The 20,607-nt window shown below is 38.2% G+C and carries 16 protein-coding genes; 12 read left to right on the forward strand and 4 right to left on the reverse strand.

Annotation, left to right across the window (positions count from 1 at the left end; translation table 11 throughout):
- Positions 1-47 precede the first annotated feature (47 nt).
- From recX to IGI67_RS00890, 4 genes are all read left to right on the forward strand, one after another.
- The gene (recX, locus tag IGI67_RS00875; protein ID WP_429958597.1) at positions 48-845 is read left to right on the forward strand and encodes a recombination regulator RecX; all 798 of its coding nucleotides are present in this window, start codon (positions 48-50) and stop codon (positions 843-845) included.
- The gene (gene mutY / locus IGI67_RS00880; protein ID WP_429956459.1) at positions 838-1,989 is read left to right on the forward strand and encodes an A/G-specific adenine glycosylase; all 1,152 of its coding nucleotides are present in this window, start codon (positions 838-840) and stop codon (positions 1,987-1,989) included. Before recX ends, mutY begins: the two co-directional genes overlap by 8 nt.
- Positions 1,990-2,085: 96 nt before the next feature.
- On the forward strand, positions 2,086-2,619 hold the full coding sequence (ntdP, locus tag IGI67_RS00885; RefSeq protein ID WP_010740416.1) for a nucleoside tri-diphosphate phosphatase: 534 nt from the start codon (positions 2,086-2,088) through the stop codon (positions 2,617-2,619).
- Positions 2,620-2,774: 155 nt separating this feature from the next.
- Complete coding sequence (locus tag IGI67_RS00890) at positions 2,775-4,523, forward strand: DUF6056 family protein (protein ID WP_429956460.1); 1,749 nt, start codon at positions 2,775-2,777, stop codon at positions 4,521-4,523.
- 178 nt (positions 4,524-4,701) lie between these two features.
- Here IGI67_RS00890 and IGI67_RS00895 read toward each other — a convergent pair whose 3' ends face one another.
- Both IGI67_RS00895 and IGI67_RS00900 read right to left on the reverse strand, forming a co-directional pair.
- Positions 4,702-6,018, reverse strand: coding sequence for an ISL3 family transposase (locus tag IGI67_RS00895; protein ID WP_429956461.1), 1,317 nt, complete (start codon positions 6,016-6,018; stop codon positions 4,702-4,704).
- A 243-nt stretch (positions 6,019-6,261) separates the two neighbouring features.
- Positions 6,262-6,696, reverse strand: a complete 435-nt coding sequence (locus IGI67_RS00900) for a GNAT family N-acetyltransferase (protein WP_429956462.1) — start codon at positions 6,694-6,696, stop codon at positions 6,262-6,264.
- A 76-nt stretch (positions 6,697-6,772) separates the two neighbouring features.
- On the opposite strand from IGI67_RS00900, the gene IGI67_RS00905 reads away from it, so the two are divergent.
- The 4 genes from IGI67_RS00905 to IGI67_RS00920 all read left to right on the forward strand — a co-directional run bounded on the left by IGI67_RS00905 (position 6,773) and on the right by IGI67_RS00920 (position 13,000).
- A complete protein-coding gene (locus tag IGI67_RS00905) occupies positions 6,773-7,897 on the forward strand; it encodes an AI-2E family transporter (RefSeq protein ID WP_207109798.1) in 1,125 nt (374 codons plus the stop codon).
- Positions 7,898-8,009: 112 nt separating this feature from the next.
- The gene (locus IGI67_RS00910) at positions 8,010-9,386 is read left to right on the forward strand and encodes a hemolysin family protein (protein WP_207109799.1); all 1,377 of its coding nucleotides are present in this window, start codon (positions 8,010-8,012) and stop codon (positions 9,384-9,386) included.
- 230 nt (positions 9,387-9,616) lie between these two features.
- Positions 9,617-11,194, forward strand: coding sequence for a peptide chain release factor 3 (locus tag IGI67_RS00915; protein WP_429956463.1), 1,578 nt, complete (start codon positions 9,617-9,619; stop codon positions 11,192-11,194).
- A 21-nt stretch (positions 11,195-11,215) separates the two neighbouring features.
- Complete coding sequence (locus IGI67_RS00920; RefSeq protein ID WP_429956464.1) at positions 11,216-13,000, forward strand: hypothetical protein; 1,785 nt, start codon at positions 11,216-11,218, stop codon at positions 12,998-13,000.
- Positions 13,001-13,013: 13 nt separating this feature from the next.
- Here IGI67_RS00920 and IGI67_RS00925 read toward each other — a convergent pair whose 3' ends face one another.
- Both IGI67_RS00925 and IGI67_RS00930 read right to left on the reverse strand, forming a co-directional pair.
- Complete coding sequence (locus IGI67_RS00925; protein ID WP_207109802.1) at positions 13,014-13,313, reverse strand: DUF1827 family protein; 300 nt, start codon at positions 13,311-13,313, stop codon at positions 13,014-13,016.
- A 155-nt stretch (positions 13,314-13,468) separates the two neighbouring features.
- Complete coding sequence (locus IGI67_RS00930) at positions 13,469-15,691, reverse strand: ATP-dependent Clp protease ATP-binding subunit (protein WP_207109803.1); 2,223 nt, start codon at positions 15,689-15,691, stop codon at positions 13,469-13,471.
- 441 nt (positions 15,692-16,132) lie between these two features.
- Here IGI67_RS00930 and IGI67_RS00935 point away from each other — a divergent pair, with 441 nt between their 5' ends.
- The 4 genes from IGI67_RS00935 (at position 16,133) to IGI67_RS00950 (ending at position 20,591) form a co-directional block, all read left to right on the forward strand.
- Positions 16,133-16,399, forward strand: coding sequence for a phosphocarrier protein HPr (locus tag IGI67_RS00935; RefSeq protein ID WP_010745997.1), 267 nt, complete (start codon positions 16,133-16,135; stop codon positions 16,397-16,399).
- Positions 16,399-18,126 (forward strand): phosphoenolpyruvate--protein phosphotransferase, encoded by a 1,728-nt coding sequence (gene ptsP / locus IGI67_RS00940; protein ID WP_429956465.1) that lies wholly within the window; start codon positions 16,399-16,401, stop codon positions 18,124-18,126. The genes IGI67_RS00935 and ptsP overlap by 1 nt, the downstream gene beginning before the upstream one ends.
- A 167-nt stretch (positions 18,127-18,293) precedes the next feature.
- Entirely contained in the window at positions 18,294-19,337 is a 1,044-nt protein-coding gene (locus tag IGI67_RS00945) for a glycosyltransferase (RefSeq protein WP_429956466.1), read from the forward strand.
- Between the two features lie 15 nt (positions 19,338-19,352).
- Positions 19,353-20,591, forward strand: coding sequence for a glycosyltransferase (locus IGI67_RS00950; RefSeq protein ID WP_207109806.1), 1,239 nt, complete (start codon positions 19,353-19,355; stop codon positions 20,589-20,591).
- The last annotated feature ends 16 nt before the right edge of the window (positions 20,592-20,607 follow it).

The following is a 20,607-nucleotide window of genomic DNA, read 5'->3' on the forward strand; positions in this document are numbered from 1 at the left end:
CGTTGTAGAAATAGAAAAGCCATTTATTCGAATAGGAGGAGTAAATGATGTTAACAGTAGTAAAAGTCAGTCAAGGTCGCGGACCATTTTATAAAGTAGAATTTTCTAACGGAGAGACTTTACGACTATCTGAGGATACCGTTGTGCGTCACCGATTGTTAAAGGGGCAAGAGCTTGACGAAAAAACATTAGAGGAAATTAAGCAAGAAGGGAAAGAAGACCTAGGTTTTCAATTGGCCTTAAATTATCTGAGCTATCAATTACGAACAGAAAAAGAAATTCGAACGTATTTAAAAGACAACGAGATTGAAAGTGGCGATCGTCATAAAATCATCGAACGACTTAAGGAAATGGATTTGCTGAATGATCTTGTTTATGGGGAAAGCTATGTACGTACGCAAATGCGAATCGGCGATAAAGGCCCTCGAGTACTGCAGCAAAAACTGAGACAAAAAGGATTGAAGGATAGTGATATTCAACAGGCTCTTTATCTTTATGAAGCAGAGGAGCAGTTCGAGGTGGCTTTGAATACGGCAAAAAAAGCTATGAGAAAATTTCATCACAGCAGTCAGCGAGAGGTTCAGCAGAAATTACAACAATTACTGATGACGAAGGGCTTCAACAGCGATATCAGCAAGAGTGTTTTAGCTGAACTGGATTTTTCTGAGGTTGAAGAGCAGGAAAATGACGCGCTGGAATTGCAAGGTGAAAAATTATGGCGCAAAAATCAGCGCTTCGAGCCTGCGAAGCGGCGTCAAAAGGTGAAACAAAGCTTATATCAAAAAGGCTTCCAGCTGGATCAGATTGATGCCTTTATTCGTGGAAAAGAGGAAGAAGATGAGTAAGAGCTGGGAAAACTGGACAGAACAAAAGATTGCGAATTTTCAGGAGGATTTTCTTGCGTGGTACCAGCAGGAAAAGCGAAACCTTCCGTGGCGATACAATCATGACCCTTACCGGATTTGGATTTCAGAGATTATGCTGCAGCAAACGCGAGTTGATACGGTAATCGATTATTTTTATCGCTTTATGGAGCAGTTTCCGACGATCCAAGATTTGGCGAATGCACCAGAAGATAAGCTGTTGAAGGTGTGGGAAGGCTTAGGCTATTATTCTCGAGCACGAAATTTACAGGCGGCAGCGAAACAGGTCATGGGTGAATTTGACGGTGAATTTCCAACAACGGTTGAGGATATTCGATCCTTAAAAGGGATTGGACCATACACAGCAGGGGCAATCGGCAGCATTGCCTTTGAAATTCCCGAGCCTGCAATTGATGGTAATGTGATGCGTGTGGTAAGTCGGTTGTTTTGTATTGAAGCTGATATTGCAAAGGCTAGCAGTCGTAATGTGTTTGATGAAGCAATGCGTAAAATTATTAGTCAAGATCAGCCGGGAGACTTTAACCAGGCAATGATGGATTTAGGCTCAAGTATATGTACACCTACTAATCCGCAGTGTGATGTTTGCCCGATTCAGCAGTATTGTCAGGCACATAGTGAAAATCGCCAAACGAGCTTCCCTGTCAAGTCAAAAAAGCAGAAGCCTAAAGATGTATATTATGTAGCCGGGATCATTGAAAACAAACAGCAGGAAATTTTTCTTCAACAGCGCCCAGATACAGGATTATTAGCAAACATGTGGCTATTTCCACTAGAAGAGATCAGTGCGCCTCGTTTTAAAGAATTACAGGAACAATACGATCCAAATGCTTGGGACTTGTTTTCCAGCACAATCGTTGCCGAAGAGAGCCCGAACTTTTTCACAGAACAAGATGTTGTATGGCAGAAAAAAGTGCTTGGTGAGGTTAAACATGTCTTTAGTCATTTACGTTGGCATATCTTAGTTTTTTATGGCCGTTGTGCGGCACCCTTGACTTTGAAAGGACATTGGGTAAAACCAAATGATTTCCCGGAATATGTTTTTCCAAAACCACAGCAAAAAATGTTGGAAGTTTTTGAAAATAATTCAGCAGACGACAAAGATTAGTAGGCAATCTTTCATTTTATTGCTATAATAATTCTGATGTCGGTGTGATAACACCCAAACAAATGCGAAAATTTTTTCGCTGAGGGAAGGGTAGCTATGGGAGTTCCAAAAGAAGGAGAGTTTGTAACAATCAAAAGTTACAAGCACGACGGCAGTTTGCATCGAACGTGGCGTGATACCATGGTATTAAAAACAAGTGAGTGTTCTCTGATCGGCTTGAATGACCACACGTTAGTTACAGAATCAGATGGCAGAAGGTGGGTCACTCGCGAACCAGCAATCGTTTATTTTCATCAAAAGTACTGGTTCAACATAATAGCAATGATTCGAGAGAAGGGAGTTTCTTATTATTGTAATCTAGCGTCACCTTACGTATTAGATGATGAAGCATTAAAGTACATTGATTATGATTTGGATGTCAAAGTTTTTCCGGATGGAGAAAAACGTCTATTGGACGTAGATGAATACGAAGCCCATAGTCAGCAGATGCATTACTCTAAAGAAATTGATTATATCCTCAAGGAAAATGTCAAAATCTTAGTGGACTGGATTAACAATGAAAAGGGGCCTTTTTCTCAGGGCTATATTGATATTTGGTATGATCGTTACAAGCAATTGTCGCGGAAGTAGAAAGAAAAGGCTGCATCTCATTTTGGGAGCAGTCTTTTTTTACAATACTAAGGAAATGAAGAGAACTATGTCATATAGTTTTTAATATTCAGTTGGTTTTGAATTATTTCTTTGTTAAACTAAAAAATAGAATAAGTAAATTAGGAGCGTTTATTTTGGAAAATTCAAAAAGAAATTATACTAAAAAACATAATAAAATCAAGTACAATAAAAAGGTGCTCTTTTTTTTCTTTCTTGCTGTTGCTTTTATTATAGTGTTGATTCCACAAGTTTTTACCCCTATTTCAAGTGATGATACTCTTTATGTTGTTAATAATTCTAAATGGTCTAGTATGACATGGCGTTACATGAATTGGTCTGGACGAATAGTAGCTGATGTATCGTCATTAATTTTATTACAGCTTCCACCATTTATTTATATTTTTTTAAAAGCCGCTATTTGGATAAGCTTGATTACATTGATATCTCAACTACCTTCAGTTTTGGAGAAAAAATTTATATATAACTCTAAAAATTTTGTAGTCATATTCCTGCTATATTGGATTGCAAACCCTAATTTAGGCCAAACATCATTTTGGACAGTTGGCTTTACAAATTATATTCTAACTAACTTTTTCATAGTCGCCTATTTTACGCTAATTTTTTTCTTGAAAGATAGAAATTCAAATTTTTTGCATATACCTGGAGTTGCAATACTTGGAATATTAGCAGGAAATTCTAATGAAAATACTTCTATAGTGGTAGTTTTACTCACGTTGGTGTTTTTATTAATTGAAAGAAATAAGAAAGTCTTTCTTATAGGGTTACCATTTACTGTTGTTGGAATGTTGGCATTGCTTCTTTCACCAGGACAGCATGAAAGACTACAAAATCCTGCTTTTCAGATTTCGCGAGAATTATCAGTATTCCAAAGATTATGGAACTATTTCTCATCTCCTTGGTTTATTGATACTTTTAAAAGTTTCTCTTGGGTATTTGTTACATTCATATTAATAGGGTTTATTTATTTTTTTAAACATCAATTACCACGGAAAAACAATTTGATTTATTGTTTAATTTTCTTCTTTTCTGCAATTATTGCAAATGCTGCGTTTGGCGGCTCATATGTATTTCCGGTTGCTCTTCGTTCATTAAATGGTTCCTTAATTTTATTTCTAATTTCTCTAGCTTTCTTTATGTTTGATTTATCATATATTGAGGTTCCGATTTATAAAAGAAGTATTTTCTATCTTGTAATTTTACTTTGTTTTCCATTCATATTAACTTATTATTTTGCTACTAAGAGCGTAATTTCGTTGCAGGGACAGTTTCAAATAAGAGAACAAGCCATCCTAGATGGAAAAAAGCATAATCAAAAGGAAATCTATATTCCAAATTATTATGTTGGCAAATTATACAATCCTTCTGATAGCATAGACATGTTTCAAGGTGATCTGAATGGATTATATGGTGTTAAAGCATCGACATCCATTGTTCCATTCAACAAAGATTTTAGCTTTGATTATAGCAATAAGAAGCTTGTGAATTCTGAACAAATTTCTTTAAATCGTTCATTTGGTAAGCGTATTCGATTAAAGGCATTAAATATTTTTCCTGATGAACGTACTATTAATGCTTATAGTATAAATTTCACTTTCGATAAAAGTTTATTAAAAGAATATTCATCAGACGACTTTATTCTATTTATTCATGTTAATTGGAAACGAGGTTCATCTACAACAGAAACTCGATTCAATGCTGATACATCGCTAAATAACCAACTTTCAGTCGATGGAAAATATATTTTTTCTTCTCCTATCGGAGATATTCGTCCTAAAGATATTAGCAGTATCAATATAGGTATTTATCATCCTTTGACGAAAAGTAACTATGTAGAAACTACTGTCGAGGTTAATGAAAATTGATTTTTTAGATAGATTAACACAAATGATTTTATCTAAAGAAATTGATATAGATTTTAGAAAAAAAGAGACTATGATAAGGTTTCCGACTTTATGGGAACCTTATGGTTCTAAGTCAAATAGTGTTGTTTCAATCAAATCACTTTAAGGAGACGCTTCGGCGTTTCCTTTTTTTGAGTTATTAAATGATGTCACAGAGATTCTGTTGGATCAGCACTCGCTTACGGAGATGACGGAAAGTCCTGAAGCCAAAAGCAATGCGCTTAATGACTTTGATCAGATTGTTTTTCCCCTCCAACTTGCCATTGGAATACGGATACTTCAAGGCATGAATGATCGCCGTTCGATGTTTATTAAGATAGGTCACGGCTTTTTTAAAACCAGCGTTTAATGACTGAGGCAAGGAATCGATCAAGTCAAAAAAGCTGTTAAAATCTTTCGCATCAAAGGCACTTAACAAATTCTGGTAGATGTCATAACTTTGACGAAGCTGTGGATCAACGGAAAGCAGATAATCTAAAACCTCCGATTCTGTTAGATATTTCTGTTTGAATAGTGGAAATTGTTTCAATGATTGATAGTTTAGTTTGGAATTTTTCTTCAAGACGGTGCGCCAGTACTTTTTTAGTTTCCGATAGTCTTTTTGTGCTTGCGAATCACTCTTTTTCAATTGGTTCATCGCTTGAATGCGTTGTTTGTTTAAAGCGCGAGTCAGCTGTTGAATGACATGAAAACGGTCGATTGAAATCCGTGCATTGGGAAACACTTCTTTCGTCACAATGCCGTAAGAAGCATTCATATCCATGACAACGTGTGTGACTCGACGTCTCGCTTTGAAAGAAAAACGTTGAAAGTACGCTCTTAACTTGAAATTCCGACGATCATCTAGAATATCGAAGATTTTCCCGGTATCCGCGTCACTGATGATAAAACACATAGCCCCTTCACAGTCCTTGGTTCCCTTAAATTCATCGATCAAAAGATGCTTTGGTAAGTACTCAGGGTTTCTTTTCGGCTCCTTAAAAAAAGTGTCCAGTACCCGCTCAACCGTTTTCGAAGAAACAGAATAGCGTTCGGCAATATCTTTCATGGAGATTTTTTTCTTTAGATCAACGGCGATCGCAAATTTCAATGCTTGAGAAATATAGCAGTTTTCAGCGACATAATACGTTTTGGCAGAAAAAGTATGAAAACAATGCCTGCAGAGAAACCGTTGTTTATATAAATGAAGATACGTTGGTACTTCCTGATAAGGAAGCATCTGAATCCAGCTGTCTTTCCAGCCATGACGAATCACAGAATCAAAGCCGCAAAGTTCACAGTGAGGCGGTTCGTAGGACAGTGTCCCCGTAAATACGTTCGCAGATTTACCGCGGATGCGTTCCTTATTTATCGCATCTTTAGGAAACGAGATATGAGAATCTTTGATATTTAGCAACAATTTGATGGCTTTATCTGTATTTTCATCTTTAAGTTTGATATTCTTAGTTACGGACATTTGGTTGACCTCCTATGGTTTGGTTTGGCGATTTAATTATAGGACAACCAAGTGTCTTTTTGTATTATAAAAAGAAAAGGGTGTTCCTACTCATTTTTGAGTAACAACACCAAATATTATAGAGCCAACCTTATCATAGTCTCTTTATGTTCTTCTTTTTTCCCTAGTCACTTTTCATCTAAAACTGTTATACAAGCTTTATTTATGCATAATTACTGCAATTTAGATATTATTAAAAAGATTTTACAGTCCTTTTTTCATATGTACATGATCGATCCCAGCATCTTGAAACACCTCGCCATAGGCAGTATAACCTAGCTTTTGATAGAATTTTTCAGCTGATAATTGGGCGCCTAGTTCGATTGCTTTGAATCCTTGCTGACTAGCAAAAGCTTCTGCTTCTTTAATAATTTCTGCCCCGAGCTTGTTTCCCCGATATTCTTTCAAAACCGCCATGCGTTGCAATTTAAACGTCTGCTCATCGAGTGGTAACAGCCGCACGGTAGCTGCCGGCTTTTTTTCATCAGTGTAAAGAACGAAGTGTACAGAATAGGCTTCCTTTTCATCGATTTCTAGCTTGGCAGGAACGCCTTGTTCTTGAACAAAGACTTTTTGACGGATTCGAACGGCATCGAGATAAATGTCGCTCATCGTATCTTTAGTGATTAAAATTTTCATAATGACACCTTCCTCAAGGGGATTTTTCTTCACATGATGTATACTATAAACTAAATCTGAAAAAAGGAGTAGACGGATGTTTGAAAAAATTAAGAATTCAAAATTAATGTTTTGGTCAATCGAAATCCTGATCATTGCAACATTGATTCTAGTTTCATCAAAAATTGATTTTGTCTTTCAACCGATTGGCACATTCTTTACCACTTTGTTTGCCCCAATCTTGATTGCCGGCTTTTTGTATTATTTATTAAATCCATTAGTCAATTTATTGATGAAGATGGGCGTAAAACGTTTAATGGCCATTGCCTTAATCTTTATTTTATTGATTGGCATGATCGTATTGATTTTTATGAGTGTCATACCGAATTTAGTGGAACAGCTGGTTTCGCTGGCGAAAAACATTCCTGGATTTATCAGCAATATGCAAAGCTGGCTGCAGGAAGCTGCGAATAATGCAACACGTTTTCCGTTGTTTAAGGAACTGGATGTTGATAAATATATCAGTAATCTAGATGTTTCCGCTGGAAGTATTCTTCAGCGCTCCTTAACGGGAGTGACGAATGGTTTAGGCTCTGTCATTGGGAAGATTACAACGGTCGTTTTACTATTGGTCACCGTGCCCTTCATTTTATTCTATATGCTGAAGGACGGCGAAAAGCTTGTTCCTAATATCGAACGGATTTTTCCAGAAAAGCAGCGAGACAATATCAAAGGTCTCTTGCAGCAGCTAAATAAGACGCTGTCTGATTATATCAGCGGTCAAGCAATTGAATGCCTGTTTGTTGGAACATTCACCTTTTTAGGCTATTTGCTGATTGGTGTTGATTATGCGTTCCTATTTGGTGTAATCGCGGGCTTAACAAATTTAATTCCTTACTTAGGACCTTACCTAGGTTTGGCACCTGCGTTAATTTACACATTTTTTGATTCACCGACGAAAGCATTGTTGTGTATCGTGATAGTTTTGATCGTACAGCAAGTCGATGGAAATGTGATCTATCCGAACGTGATCGGAAAATCATTGAATATTCATCCATTGACGATCATTTTGATCTTATTAGTAGCAGGCAATCTTTCTGGAATTTTAGGTGTCTTTCTTGGTGTACCAGTCTATGCCATTTTACGGACACTAGTTGTTTTTATTGTAAAAATAATGAAGCAAAGCAAGCAAGAAGAACGAGAACAGGAGTTTTTAAAATAAGCGGCTGCTCTTGATTCGGAAAAGATTGCATAAAAACAAGTGATGTGATACGATTTTATCGTGGCCTTTGTGCCACTTTTTTTACACTTTAAATTAAGGAGCGAATGCAATTATGAATGCTGACCCCGATAGTCAGTCGTTAATTTTACAATTAGGTTTATTAGTAATTTTGACGTTAATCAACGGATTTTTAGCTGCGGCTGAAATTGCGGTGGTATCGGTCAATAAAAACCGAGTGGAGCAAAAGGCAGAAGAAGGGAACCTGAAATCGAAAAAATTACTGGAGGTCATTCAAAGCCCCAATAATTTCTTATCAACGATTCAAGTTGGGATTACTTTAGTCAATATCTTGTCAGGGGCATCCTTGGCGGATAGTTTATCTGCCCGCGTAGCACCGCTATTAGGTGGTGGCTCGGCTGCAAGGACAATTGCTGCTGCGATCGTCATGCTGCTATTGACTTACGTTTCGATTGTATTTGGAGAATTATACCCTAAACGGATTGCTATGACCAAGACTGAAGAAGTAGCCCAGTTTACTTCTGGTGTGGTACGCAAACTAGGAATAATTACAAAGCCTTTCGTTTGGCTGTTGACAGCTTCGACCAATCTGTTGGCAAAAATCACGCCAATGACGTTTGATGATGAAGACACGAAGATGACTCGTGATGAAATGCGATATATGTTAGAAAATGAAGGCGTACTGGACAACGATGAAATCGAGATGCTGCAGGGTGTCTTTTCATTGGATACTAAAGTAGCTCGAGAAGTCATGGTTCCTCGAACGGACTCCTTCATGATTGATATTAATGATCCAGTATTAGAAAATATTGATGAGATATTAAGCGAAAGCTACTCAAGAATTCCAGTGTATGATGAAGATAAAGATAAAGTCGTGGGAATTCTACATACGAAGACTTTGCTAAAAGCAGCTCGTCAGTTTGGCTTTGAGAATGTCAATCTGCAAAAGATTTTGCAGGAGCCATTATTTGTACCAGAGACGATCTTTATTGATGACCTTCTTTATGAATTGAAAAAAACACAAAATCAAATGTCGATTTTACTTGACGAATATGGCGGCATGGTTGGATTGGTTACCTTAGAGGATCTGCTAGAAGAAATCGTTGGAGAAATCGATGATGAATCAGATGAAGTCGAAAAGCTTTACGAAAAAGTCGGAGATAATGAGTATCTGATTAATGGGAAGATGTTGATTGATGACTTTAATGAAGAGTTTGATTTGAACTTGCACATGAGCGATGTCGACACAATGGCCGGCTATTTGATCACTGCCTTAGGAACGATTCCTGATGAAGGAGAAAAGCTTTCTTTCGATGTGGATGACTTGACTCTGATTTCTGAGGAAATGGAAGGTTCTCGAGTCTTAACACTGCGGGCGATATTTCATCCCGAGGAGCATGTAAATGCTGAGCCTGAAGAAGAACGCCGCCTGTTTACGAAAGATTTCGATGATGACGAACCACGTCGCTAATACTGCCTATTTAGAAAACATTCTGCTTTGCAGAGTGTTTTCTTTTTGTCAATTCTACTACACACTTTAGAGTGAGTAGTAAAACACTCTATATTTGAACTTTTGATTGGATTTTTTATGAAAAACTAAACAACTGTCAGAGCGATTCAACTTTCCAACAGAGTAAAATCCATGCTATACTGATTGGGTTGAAATTTGAAAGATACTAGATATATGAATGGAGCAATAGAATGAACAATCCTAATTTAAAACAGCAAGTGGACAGTCGTCGGACATTTGCGATTATTTCCCACCCGGATGCTGGTAAAACGACGATTACTGAACAATTATTATTATTTGGCGGAGCTATTCGACAAGCTGGAACCGTTAAAGGAAAAAAGACAGGAAATTTTGCAAAATCTGACTGGATGGATATTGAAAAGCAGCGTGGAATCTCGGTAACGAGTTCTGTAATGCAATTTGACTTTGATGGAAAACGAGTAAATATTCTGGACACACCTGGACACGAAGACTTTTCTGAAGATACCTATCGTACATTGATGGCAGTGGATAGTGCTGTAATGGTCATTGATAGCGCTAAAGGGATTGAAGCACAAACTAAAAAACTGTTTCAAGTTGTAAAGCGTCGAGGGATTCCAATCTTTACCTTTATCAATAAATTGGACCGTGATGGCCGTGAACCATTAGATTTATTGGAAGAGCTGGAGGAACTATTGGATATTGAATCTTATCCAATGAACTGGCCGATCGGTATGGGTAAAGGGCTAGAAGGAATTTATGATATCCATAACGAACGTATTGAGTTCTATCGACCTGAGCAATATGAAGGTGAACGGTTTGTCAAATTAACTAATGGCGAAATCATAGGCGATCATCCCTTAAAAGAAAAATCAATTTATGAGGATGTTTTAGGAGAAGTGGAATTGGTTCGCGAAGCAGGGGATCAATTCAACTTAGAAAAAATTGAGCGTGGTGCCCAAACGCCTGTATTCTTTGGCTCGGCATTGACAAATTTTGGTGTTGAAACATTTTTAGAGTCATTTGTAGATCTAGCACCAAAACCACATGCGCATAAAACGGAAGAAGGAGAAGCTGTTTCTCCTTACGAAGAAGAGTTTTCTGGCTTTGTTTTCAAAATTCAAGCAAATATGAATCCAAATCATCGCGACCGAATCGCTTTTGTCCGTGTATGTTCGGGAACCTTCGAGCGGGGAATGGATATCACGTTGGGGCGAACGAGCAAAAAGATGAAATTAAGCAATGTGACACAATTTATGGCGGATGCTCGTGAAAATGTTGAAGAAGCTGTTGCAGGCGACATTATTGGAGTTTATGATACAGGAAACTATCAAATCGGGGATACTATTTATGAAGGAAAACTAAAGGTTGCCTATGAAGAATTGCCTTCCTTTACTCCTGAGCTGTTTATGAAAGTAACTGCAAAAAATGTAATGAAGCAAAAATCCTTCCATAAAGGGATTTATCAATTGGTTCAAGAAGGGGCGATCCAATTATATAAAACGTATTTAGCGGATGAGTACATTATCGGTGCCGTGGGCCAACTGCAATTTGAGGTCTTCCAACATCGTATGTTAAATGAGTATAACGCCGAAGTCGTGATGACGCCGATGGGGAATAAAATTGCCCGCTGGATTGACCCAGAACAGCTGGACGAGCGAATGAGTTCAAGCCGAAACATCTTGGCGAAAGACCGCTTTGACCAACCGTTGTTCTTATTTGAAAATCAATTTGCAATGCGCTGGTTTGCCGATAAATACCCAGAAGTTGAATTGAAGAGCTTGATGTAAAAAGCAAAGAAAGGACCTTTGATGCAAACACTAAAAAGTGACACAGGGAATAGTTTAAAAAAGCTCAAACAGCCGATCAATTTGCTTGTATTAGTTGTTTTGATTGGTTTGACAGTGTTTCGCTTAGTATTGAGTGCCAAAGCTCCCTATTTTACCAATCTATTTGCCGGTTATGATGATCAATTATTCATTCGCTATAGTGAGGAGATTCTAAAAGGAAATTGGCTGGGGGAATATTCGACAACAACATTGTCTAAAGGCGTTTCCTACTCCCTTTTTATGGTTTGGAGCAATAAGCTTCATCTATCCTATGGAGTGTTTTTGGGAATCTTTAATATCCTAGCCAGTTCGATCGCTGCCATAGCTTTACGGCCGCTCGTCCATAATCGTTGGATTTTAATTTTCATCTACACATTCTTTTTGTACTCGCCAGTCACTTTAACAAGTGAGTATAGTACGAGAATCTATCGGAATACACTCGTCGTTCCGGCAGTATTATTGGTAATTTCTTGTCTCATAGGCCTGTATTTTAGACGGAATGGGAAGTTGCGACCATTTATTTTATGGAGTGGCGGATTATCATTAATCTTTCCTTTTTACTGGTATATACGGGAAGACTCATTATGGCTTTTTCCAATACTGACTGTAGGTTTGGTGATTATCTTTGGCTCGGTTATTTTTGAAAATAATCCGAATTTCAAATTGAAAAATATTCGAACAGCTATAAAAAAGATTCATTTTACTAAGCAACAAGTCGTCAAATTGATTTTGTGCTTCTTGCCATTTGTCCTGCTCTTCTCAACTGTTAAAGTGTTGAAGAATATGAATCAAGAGCATTATGGGGTTGCATTAGTCAATGATCGAACGAGTGGTGCTTTTGGGAATGTTTCAAAGCAGCTGATTCGAATGGATGATGGAACAGAGCTGAATGAAAAAAATAGCAAAGTTTGGGTCTCAAAAAAGGCCTTGGAGAAAGCTGAAGCTGTTTCACCCGCACTTAAATCAATTGCGAAAAATATTGAGTGGATCTATAAGGGAAGCCCTTGGAGCGGTGGGGAAGATATTGCAGGTGATATCATTTTTTGGGCATTGCGCGATGCAGCGGCACAGGCTGGTTACTATAAGGATGGGAAGAAGACCGAAGAGTTCTGGTCAAAAGTGGATTCGGAATTGTCGTCAGCCTATAGAAAGGGACAATTGAAGCAAAAGAAAGAGATTTATTTAACGGCTACTGGCGACGGAAAGTTAAGAAAAGACTTGCCGCTAGTTGGTGAGTTTATGAAAAGCGGATTTGACTATAATGTTTTTTATAAAAACTATAGCCAGGGAGCAGACGTAACACTGGGGCCGAAAGAGGATGTAGGAAAAGCAGAAAAACTACTAAAGCATTCGTTTAAAGAGAATTGGCAAGATATCAATCTTCCGCTAACTGAATCACCCAAAGTTGTGAAATCCGCAAAAATTTCTAATCGTATTATCCAGCTTTATCGCGATATCACACCGGTTTGGTTAGGATTTTGCGCTTTAGGCTTTTTGATTATTTTAATAGGAAGTCTTTTTTCAAAAGCGCAATTAAAAACCTTTCGAGGAATGCTGCTGATACTTTTGGGTCTAGTATTGTCGTATTTGATTTTCTTGATCGGTGTTTCATGGTTTTGTTCATGGGCACCGGAGCGAAAAGACATGTTTATGATGATTTATACCGGGGCTGGAGTACCAGTCGTTCAGTGGATTGAAGTTATGGCTTTTGTAGGAATTGTCCAATTACCAATCATTGCTAAAAAGATAAATAAAAAAAATAGTTGAAGCTATTTCGGCTTCAACTATTTTTTGTTATTGACATTTCAATTAAACCAGGTGACTCTAAATAAGAGATATTGGTGAAATCGTAAGTATCTTCATCCAGTTTTCGTTTGAAATATTTATGTACAAAATCTACTTCCGATGGCTGGATGTTTCGATTGTCATTCTTTAAAACAATCTCCGCATGTTTATAGGCATCGGTATAAATTACGGTAGTATTACCGATCGTATAGACCTTTATCATATTTGCATCAGTGTTCTCCAACTGATTATAAACCATCTGTGAATGGCTGTTCGTGACGTTGATAAGTTTCATCCGAAACACCTTCTTCCTTAACCTTACTTCATAATGTAATTATATAAGAAAGATTAAGAAAAAAGAAGGATGTTGCTCATTTTAATTAGAAGATTTAAATGATAGATCCATAAAAAAGATTCCCGTTTTAAGTTTTAAACGGGAATCTTTTTTTACTAGTCTTTATCTTCTTTTGCTAAGCGCTCCGGCTTTGATGTAATGACGATATGATCCTCTTTATCAAGTTTGGCTTTGAGATCTGTAATAGTAGGGTGATCGAGATAGAATTCTGCGATACCATCCTCAATATTTTCTTGGATTGTCCGACGAAGAGGACGGGCTCCCATAGCAGGATCATAGCCTAGGTCAACTAACTTTTCCTTCACATTACTTGGAACATCAATATGAAGTTTTTGCGAAGCCAACATATCATTAACATCATCCAGCATCAAGGAAACAATGTTCATTAAGTTTTCTTTTGATAATGGACTAAATTCAATGATACCGTCAAAACGGTTTAAGAATTCTGGTGCAAAGAAATCTTTTAACTGACCAAGAACAGAGCGTGTAATTCCTTCTCTTGCCGCACCAAAACCAACATTGGCTTCGATTTTACCAGTACCTGCGTTACTAGTCATGATGATAATTGTATCCTTAAAGCTGACCGTACGACCTTGTGAATCAGTCAAGCGACCGTCATCAAGAATTTGCAAGAACATGTGCAGCACATCTGGATGAGCTTTTTCAATTTCATCCAGCAAAATCAAACTATATGGATGGCGACGAACTTGTTCCGTCAATTGACCAGCTTCTTCATACCCAACATAGCCTGGGGGCGAACCAATCAATTTAGAGACGCTGTGTTTTTCCATGTATTCACTCATATCGAAACGAATCATAGAATCGCTTGATCCAAACAGCTCTTCAGCTAATTGACGAGCTAGTTCTGTTTTACCAACACCTGTGGGTCCAACAAACAAGAAGGAACCAATTGGCCGGTTTTTCTTATTTAAACCAACCCGATTACGGCGAATTGCTTTGGCTACTTTGTCGACAGCTTCATCTTGCCCGATAACATGCTGCTTCAAATCGACAGCGAGATTCTTCAACTGTGTTTGTTCCTTTTCTTTTAATTCACCAACAGGAATACCGGTCCGTTTTTCAACGATTTTTTCCATATCCTTTTCGGTAATTATCGGTGTTTCTTCATCAGTCAACTGACGGTCTTTCATTTTTTGCAGTTTATTGATTTGATCACGGTAATAAGCCGCCTTTTCAAAATCCTCTTCTTTAGAAGCTTGCGATTTTTGCTGTTCGGCTTCTGCTAATTTCTTATCAATCGTTTTTGGATCAACGATTTGGATTGTTAGGTTTTTCTTCGAACCGGTCTCATCTAATAAATCAATCGCCTTATCAGGTAAGAAGCGATCTTGGATATAACGATTCGAAAGTTCAGCAGCAGCTTTGATGGCTTCATCGGTATATTTCACATGATGATAATCTTCATAGCGAGGCTGCAGGCCCTTCAAAATTTCAATTGTTTCTTGGACAGAAGGTTCTTCAACACGAACCGGCTGCATCCGACGCTCTAAAGCTGCGTCCTTTTCAATGATGCGGTATTCATTTAAAGTTGTGGCACCAACCATCTGCAGCTCACCTCGAGCCAATGCTGGCTTCAAAATATTACCAGCATCCATGTTGCCGTCACCAGCAGCACCAGCACCTACGATTTCGTGAACTTCATCAATGAAAAGAATAATATTTTCTGCCTGACGAATTTCTTCGATCAGCTTTTGCATCCGTTCTTCAAATTGTCCGCGAATCCCTGTACCTTGAACAAGAGAAGCGACATCTAAACGAATAACTTCCTTATCCATTAGCTTTTGTGGAACGTCGCCATCTACGATTTTTTGAGCCAGACCTTCCACAACTGCTGTTTTACCAACACCGGGTTCTCCAATTAGAACCGGATTATTTTTCGTACGACGATTTAAAATTTCGATGACGCGTTGAATTTCATCATCACGTCCTACAACCGGATCAATATTTCCTTCACGAGCTTGACCAGTAATATTGATACCATACTCATCTAATAGCCCGCCACCGCCATTTCCGCGAGGGGGTTGATTGTTTATACCATTTCCACCACCGAACTGCGTTGGTGGTGTTTGATCTGCTGCTCCTTGTCGTTGTTGCATTTGCTGTGACATTGAGCGGAACAAATCATCTAGACTTCCAAAACCAAAAGGATCATTTCCTGCCATTTGCGGCGCACCTCCAGCTTGATTCTTTAATTTTTGATAGCAACTTTGACAATAATCCAACTGCTTTCGTTGTCCATTGACATTTGCGTATAAATGAATCGTTGCTTCATTTTCGTGACAATTTTGGCAAAGCATATTTTTCACCCTTTCAATAGTTGATTGTTTCTTCCATTGTACATCGAGTAAGCGAATCTCGTAAAAAGATACGCTGATCAGTTGTTTGACTTTCACTGACCTTAAGAATAATTATAGCGAGATTTTTAAGAAAAGCAAACAGTTTGTTTCAAAAATTAGCAAACTAACCACGAGAGTGCTAAAAGATGATTGGTTTTGCATATTTGTACTAAGTTGTTGTTATGGAAAAAAATATGAAAACAAACTAAATCAATAACTAGCTCCATTAAACTAGATATTTTAAGAAAGGGCATACATTTCACAAGAATAATTCGACTAAAATTGTTGTATCCACTGCAAAAAAATGGTAATCTAAGAAAATGAAGGGCTCAAAATGATGTATGTTATTACTAAAGCCCTAACATAAAAAAACATTTTTTTTTATAAAGGAGAACGGTCAATATGGAAAAAAAAGATTTTCACGTAGTAGCAGAAACAGGGATTCATGCACGTCCTGCAACTTTATTAGTGCAAGCTGCAAGCAAATTTAACTCTGATATTAACTTAGAGTATAAAGGAAAATCAGTTAACCTTAAATCAATCATGGGCGTTATGTCTCTAGGTGTTGGCCAAGGGTCTGACGTTGTTATCTCTGCTGAAGGTGCTGATGAAAAAGAAGCAATGGAAGCTATTGTAGAAACAATGAAAAAGGAAGGATTATCTGAATAATGGTTGAACTACTAAAAGGTATTGCCGCAAGTGACGGAGTTGCCGTTGCGAAAGCTTATCTGCTAGTACAACCGGATTTATCTTTCAAACAAAATAATGTAGAAGACATTGCTGCCGAAGAAAAGCGTTTAGACGACGCTTTGGCGGCTTCTTCTGCTGAATTAGAAAAAATTCGGGATAAAGCAGCGAAAAGCTTAGGTGAAGAAGAAGCACAAGTTTTTGATGCTCATTTAATGGTTCTTTCAGATCCAGAAATGATTGGTCAAATCAAACAACATATTCAAGATAATAAAGTGAACGCTGAAAGTTCGCTTAAAGAAGTTACTGATATGTATATCGGCATGTTCGAGGCGATGGATGATAACGCTTATATGCAAGAACGTGCAGCAGATATTCGTGACGTTACAAAACGTGTAATGGCACATCTATTAGGCGTGTCTTTACCTGATCCATCAATGATCGATGAAGAAGTTGTCGTTGTGGCGCATGACTTGACTCCAAGTGATACAGCACAATTAGATAAAAACTTTGTAAAAGCTTTTGTTACTGATATTGGCGGACGTACGTCTCACTCAGCAATCATGGCACGATCATTAGAGATTCCAGCAATTGTTGGTACAAAAGAAATTACTTCAAAAGCCAAAGAAGGCGACGTACTTGCGGTTAACGGTATCACTGGTGAAACAATTGTAAACCCAACTGACGAGCAAGCAGCTGAATATAAACAAGCTGGCGAAGCATACGCGACGCAAAAAGCAGAATGGGAAAAACTAAAAGATGCTGAAACAGTTACCGCTGATGGCAAGCATTTTGAATTAGCAGCAAATATCGGTACACCAAAAGATCTTGAAGGTGTTCACAATAATGGCGCTGAAGCGATCGGCTTATATCGTACTGAATTCTTGTACATGGATTCTTCAGATTTTCCAACAGAAGACGATCAATTTGAAGCTTATAAAGCCGTTTTAGAAGGCATGGGCGACAAACCAGTCGTTGTTCGTACAATGGACATCGGTGGAGACAAAGAATTACCATACTTGACATTACCTCACGAAATGAACCCATTCTTGGGCTACCGTGCATTACGTATCAGCTTGTCTGAACTAGGTGATGGTATGTTCCGTACACAATTACGTGCTTTATTACGTGCTTCTGTACACGGAAATCTACGTATCATGTTCCCAATGGTGGCTACATTGAAAGAATTCCGTGCAGCGAAGAAAATGTACGAAGAAGAAAAAGAAAAATTGATCAAAGAAGGCGTGAAGGTTTCTGACACGATCCAAGTCGGAATCATGATCGAAATCCCTGCCGCGGCTGTTCTAGCTGACAAGTTTGCTAAAGAAGTAGATTTCTTCAGTGTTGGAACAAACGACTTGATCCAATACACTATGGCTGCTGACCGTATGAACGAACGCGTTTCATACTTGTACCAACCATACAACCCATCAATCCTACGTTTGATCAAAAACGTGATTGACGCAGCGCACGCTGAAGGCAAATGGGCTGGTATGTGCGGCGAAATGGCCGGCGACCAAACTGCTGTACCATTATTAATGGGTATGGGATTAGATGAGTTCTCTATGAGTGCAACATCTATTCTTAGAACACGCAGCTTGATGAAACGTCTAACAACGACTGACATGGCTGAATTAGCTGACAAAGCGTTGAAAGAATGCGATACGATGGAAGAAGTCGAAGCGCTAGTTAAAGAGTATGTGAAATAGATTTAAATTTTTAAGACTGTTGTCTTTTCAGGCAGCAGTCTTTTTTTGTTATAAAATAAGATTTTATGTGGACTGAAAATGATGGCGTCTGTTTAAAATCAGACTATAGGTTGAGATAAAGTTCGAATGCTTATGATATAATTGATTTGCTTTTAAGGAGGCTGTATATGAAAATATTACTTTATTTTGAAGGACAGAATGTTATTGGTAAATCAGGGATTGGTCGAGCGCTAAGCCACCAAAAAAGGGCGTTATCCTCGATGGGAATTGACTATACTCTTGATCCAAAAGCTACAGACTATGATATATTACATATTAATACTTATGGACCAAGAAGTCTTCAACTGGTTAGAAAAGCGAAAAGACTTGGGAAAAAAGTTGTTTTTCATGCGCACTCAACTGAAGAAGATTTTCGTAACTCATTTGTCGGATCAAATCAGTTGGCTCCTTTGTTTAAGAAATGGTTGGTTGCTTTGTATCAACAAGCAGATCATTTGATTACACCAACACCTTATTCAAAAAGCTTGCTTCGCAGTTATGGATTACAGCAACCAATCGCGGCTATTTCGAATGGAATCGATTTGAAGAAGTACTATCCAGACGGGCACAAGGAAGCGGCTTTCCGAAAGCACTTCAATTTGACAGAAACGCAAAAAGTCATCATTTGTGTAGGTCTGTTTTTTGAACGTAAAGGGATTTTAGATTTTGTAGAGATAGCAGAGAAGATGCCTGATTATACCTTTATCTGGTTTGGGGATGTGCCGATGCTTTCGATCCCGGCTAATATTAGACGTGTGGTAAAAACCGCTCATCCTAGAAATGTCATATTTCCAGGTTACATCAACGGAGATTTGATTGAGGGCGCCTATTCTGGAGCCGATTTATTCTTCTTCCCGTCTTATGAAGAGACAGAAGGGATCGTCGTGTTAGAAGCTTTGGCTAGTCAGCAACAGGTCTTGCTAAGAGATATTCCTGTTTATGGAGGCTGGTTAAGGGATCGTGAAAATTGTTATATGGGAACCAATAACCAAGAGTTTGAAAAGTTGATTCGTCAATTGGTTAATCATCGTCTACCAAATCTTTCTTTGACAGGATTTAAAACTGCTCAAGAAAAGAGTATTACACAAATTGGTAAAGAATTAAAATCTGTTTATGAAGCAGTGTTAGAGCTGCCTTATGATCATCAGATCTATGCAAAAGTCACGAAATAGTTTGGAGGGATAGACGTGCGGATCGGTTTTTTTACAGATACTTATTTTCCCCAAGTCAGCGGAGTAGCAACATCAATCAGAACATTAAAAAATGAACTCGAGAAGCAAGGACATGAAGTCTATATTTTTACGACGACTGATCCAGATGCGGATGAGTTTGAGAAAGATATTGTGCGTATGCCTAGTGTTCCCTTTGTATCCTTCAAAGATCGCCGAATTGTAGTACGGGGAATTTGGTTCGCTTATCAAGTAGCAAAGGAATTAGAATTAGAGATTATTCATACACACACAGAGTTTGGAGCTGGTTTTTTAGGGAAAATGGTAGCCAATCGCCTACGCATTCCTGTTGTTCACACCTATCATACAATGTATGAGGATTATCTTCATTATATAGCTAATGGTAAAGTGGTTAGACCTAGTCACGTTAAGCATTTCATTAAAATGTTTGTTAATCACTCTACGGGAGTCGTATGCCCAAGCAAACGGGTGGTGGACACATTGAAGCGCTATGAAGTAGATGTACCTATGCGAATCATCCCAACGGGTATAGATGTGACTCGTTTTGTCCGTTCGGATATAACAAAAGAGGATACTGATCGTTTACGAGAGAAGTTGGGAATGCAGGAAAATGAGTTGATGATTTTATCGTTGAGTCGTATCTCTTATGAGAAGAATATCCACATCATCGTACAACAATTTCCGGAAATACTCATGAGTTATCCCAATGCTCGATTAGTTATCGTAGGAAAAGGACCCTACCGTGAAGATTTGGAAGAAATGACACGTGAACTGGGTATTGACGATCATGTTCAGTTTACAGGAGAAGTTTCTCATGAAGAGGTTGCCTACTACTATCATGCGGCGGATTATTTTGTCAGTGCATCGACCTCTGAGACTCAAGGGTTGACCTATGCTGAGGCTATTGCTTCTGGAACACAATGCGTCGTTGAGGGAAATGATTATTTGGCTCAACTATTAAACGATGAATCTTTAGGGATAACGTTTGAGCATGATGAAGATTTTAGTGACTGTTTTATTCGTTATGCCCAACAACAAATTCCAATCGATCCCGAGGTGCAGAAGAATAAACTAGTCGAAATTTCGGCGGAACGTTTTGGTGATGAAATTCTCAAATTTTATCAAGAAATGCTCATTTACTATGCTGAAAATCACACAGAGGTTAGATCGCCAGTCCGTACAGTTCAAAAAATGCGGGTACGGATTAATTCGCTTAGAAATAACGAGGATAAATAAAGCTGAAATCCATCTC

Source organism: Enterococcus sp. AZ196, assembly GCF_050498845.1.
Taxonomy (GTDB): domain Bacteria; phylum Bacillota; class Bacilli; order Lactobacillales; family Enterococcaceae; genus Enterococcus_A; species Enterococcus_A murrayae.

Coding starts and splice junctions, on each gene's coding strand:
- IGI67_RS00910 (WP_207109799.1), top strand. CDS start 8,010: ATGAATGCTGACCCCGATAGTCAGTCGTTAATTTTACAATTAGGTTTA.
- IGI67_RS00945 (WP_429956466.1), top strand. CDS start 18,294: ATGAAAATATTACTTTATTTTGAAGGACAGAATGTTATTGGTAAATCA.
- IGI67_RS00895 (WP_429956461.1), bottom strand. CDS start 6,018: ATGTCCGTAACTAAGAATATCAAACTTAAAGATGAAAATACAGATAAA.
- recX (WP_429958597.1), top strand. CDS start 48: ATGTTAACAGTAGTAAAAGTCAGTCAAGGTCGCGGACCATTTTATAAA.
- mutY (WP_429956459.1), top strand. CDS start 838: ATGAGTAAGAGCTGGGAAAACTGGACAGAACAAAAGATTGCGAATTTT.
- IGI67_RS00935 (WP_010745997.1), top strand. CDS start 16,133: ATGGAAAAAAAAGATTTTCACGTAGTAGCAGAAACAGGGATTCATGCA.
- IGI67_RS00920 (WP_429956464.1), top strand. CDS start 11,216: ATGCAAACACTAAAAAGTGACACAGGGAATAGTTTAAAAAAGCTCAAA.
- IGI67_RS00930 (WP_207109803.1), bottom strand. CDS start 15,691: ATGCTTTGCCAAAATTGTCACGAAAATGAAGCAACGATTCATTTATAC.
- ntdP (WP_010740416.1), top strand. CDS start 2,086: ATGGGAGTTCCAAAAGAAGGAGAGTTTGTAACAATCAAAAGTTACAAG.
- IGI67_RS00915 (WP_429956463.1), top strand. CDS start 9,617: ATGAACAATCCTAATTTAAAACAGCAAGTGGACAGTCGTCGGACATTT.
- IGI67_RS00905 (WP_207109798.1), top strand. CDS start 6,773: ATGTTTGAAAAAATTAAGAATTCAAAATTAATGTTTTGGTCAATCGAA.
- ptsP (WP_429956465.1), top strand. CDS start 16,399: ATGGTTGAACTACTAAAAGGTATTGCCGCAAGTGACGGAGTTGCCGTT.
- IGI67_RS00925 (WP_207109802.1), bottom strand. CDS start 13,313: ATGAAACTTATCAACGTCACGAACAGCCATTCACAGATGGTTTATAAT.
- IGI67_RS00900 (WP_429956462.1), bottom strand. CDS start 6,696: ATGAAAATTTTAATCACTAAAGATACGATGAGCGACATTTATCTCGAT.